The 1,851-nt window shown below is 62.0% G+C and carries 3 protein-coding genes; all 3 read left to right on the top strand.

Features of this window, described 5'->3' with window-relative positions; all coding sequences use genetic code 11:
- A partial coding sequence (locus ENZ74_RS30760; protein WP_164761347.1) for a GNAT family N-acetyltransferase occupies positions 1-436 on the top strand: 436 nt, incomplete at its 5' end.
- Entirely contained in the window at positions 423-944 is a 522-nt protein-coding gene (locus ENZ74_RS30765) for a CoA-binding protein (protein ID WP_024504599.1), read from the top strand. The genes ENZ74_RS30760 and ENZ74_RS30765, both read left to right, overlap by 14 nt.
- A 226-nt stretch (positions 945-1,170) precedes the next feature.
- Positions 1,171-1,851, top strand: a 681-nt coding sequence (locus tag ENZ74_RS30770; protein WP_127313254.1) for an aminotransferase class I/II-fold pyridoxal phosphate-dependent enzyme, incomplete at its 3' end; no start/stop codon positions are given.

The raw sequence follows: 1,851 nt of genomic DNA on the forward strand, positions 1-1,851 counted from the left end.
GGCTGAAGTCCGCGACGAGCGGGTCGCTGTTTCGCCTGTGCCAGGCGAAGACTGGCTCGCGGCGCGCTTCCGCATGGAGGCTTATGACGACATCGATCGCCGCGTCTTTCGCGAGATGACCGGACTGATCGTCGGCGACCGGGCGTTCGTGTCCTGTACACGAGACAGCGAAATTGCCGCCTTGGCCTATGGCGTCATCCGCAATGGGCTGCTTGTGGTGGAATCGGTTGAAACCGACGGCCGTTTCAGGCAGCAAGGCCTGGGCCGCAAGACGGTGGGCGTCCTGATCGACTGGGCACGACAAACGGGTGCGTCAGCTGCATGCCTGCAGGTGGTGGCCGACAACACGCCGGCTCGCGCCCTCTACGCCTCGCTTGGGTTCAGCCGTGAACTTTACCGATACCACTACCGCAGGAAGCCGCATGAACCACGATAGCTACGACAACACTTACATTGCCGGCATCCTCAATTCGGTGAAGACCATCGCCATGGTCGGCGCGTCCGCCAATGATGTGCGGCCAAGCTATTTCGTGCTGAAATATCTGCTGGCCAAGGGATTTTCGGTGTTTCCGATCAATCCTGGCCAGGCCGGCAAGGAGATCCTCGGCCGGATGACCTATGCGAGGCTCGCCGATATTCCGGAGCCGATCGACATGGTCGACATCTTTCGCGCGCCGGCGGCGGTGCCCGGCATCGTCGACGAGGCGTTGCGGCTCGATCCCTTGCCGAAAGTGATCTGGATGCAGCTTGGCGTGCGCCATGACGAAGCAGCCGCGCGCGCCGAGGCCGCCGGCATCAAGGTGGTGATGAACCGCTGCCCCAAGATCGAATATGGCAAGCTGTCCGGCGAGATCGGTTGGACCGGCGTCAATTCCGGCGTGCTGTCGTCGAAGAAGCCGCTGATGCGGTCGGGATTCCAGAGTTTTGGCGTGCGGCAGAAGTAGTGCACGTCGCTCAAAAGTGCGCAGCGGTTTTGGGATAACGACGTGCACCAAAAGCAAGGCCTGACGCGCGATGCGCCTTAGGCGCAAAATTATTCCTTAGGCCAGCGCATTTTCTCGGGCCTCGGCCGCAGATCGCTAGCCGAAGGGTATTTTCTTCTTTGCATTCGCGCTCATGCTTCGCCAAGAATGCCCGGCGATTTCAAGAGTTTCAAAAGGGAGGTTTTCAGTGACCCGCACGCCAGGTTTCAACACGCTCGCCGTCCACGCCGGTGCCAAGCCCGATCCGGCGACCGGCGCGCGCGCCACGCCGATCTACCAGACGACCTCCTTCGTCTTCGACGACGCCGACCATGCCGCCTCGCTGTTCGGGCTGAAGGCCTTCGGCAACATCTACACCCGCATCATGAACCCGACCCAGGCAGTGCTGGAAGAGCGCATGGCGGCCCTCGAAGGCGGCACGGCGGCACTCGCGGTCGCCTCCGGCCATGCCGCGCAGGTGATCGTGTTCCACAATCTGATGCAGCCGGGCGACAATTTCGTTGCCGCCAACAAGCTTTACGGCGGTTCGATCAACCAGTTCGGCCATGCCTTCAAGAATTATGGCTGGGAGGTGCGCTGGGCCGACACCAATGACATCTCGACCTTCGAGAGCCAGATCGACGACAGGACCAAGGCGATCTTCATCGAGAGCCTCGCCAATCCGGGCGGCACCTTCGTCGATATCGAGAAGATCGGCGACATCGCGCGCAAGCACGGCCTGCCGCTGATCGTCGACAACACACTGGCCTCGCCCTACCTCATCCGGCCGATCGAGCATGGCGCCGACATCGTCGTCCATTCGCTGACCAAATTCATCGGCGGTCACGGCAATTCGATCGGCGGCGCCCTCGTCGCCGGCGGCACCTTC

Origin of the sequence: Mesorhizobium sp. M7A.F.Ca.CA.002.15.2.1, assembly GCF_003998715.1 — a bacterium.
Taxonomy (GTDB): Bacteria; Pseudomonadota; Alphaproteobacteria; order Rhizobiales; family Rhizobiaceae; genus Mesorhizobium; species Mesorhizobium ciceri.

Bases quoted from the DNA above. Each gene is read 5' to 3' on its own strand.
- ENZ74_RS30765 (WP_024504599.1), top strand. From the start codon at position 423: ATGAACCACGATAGCTACGACAACACTTACATTGCCGGCATCCTCAAT.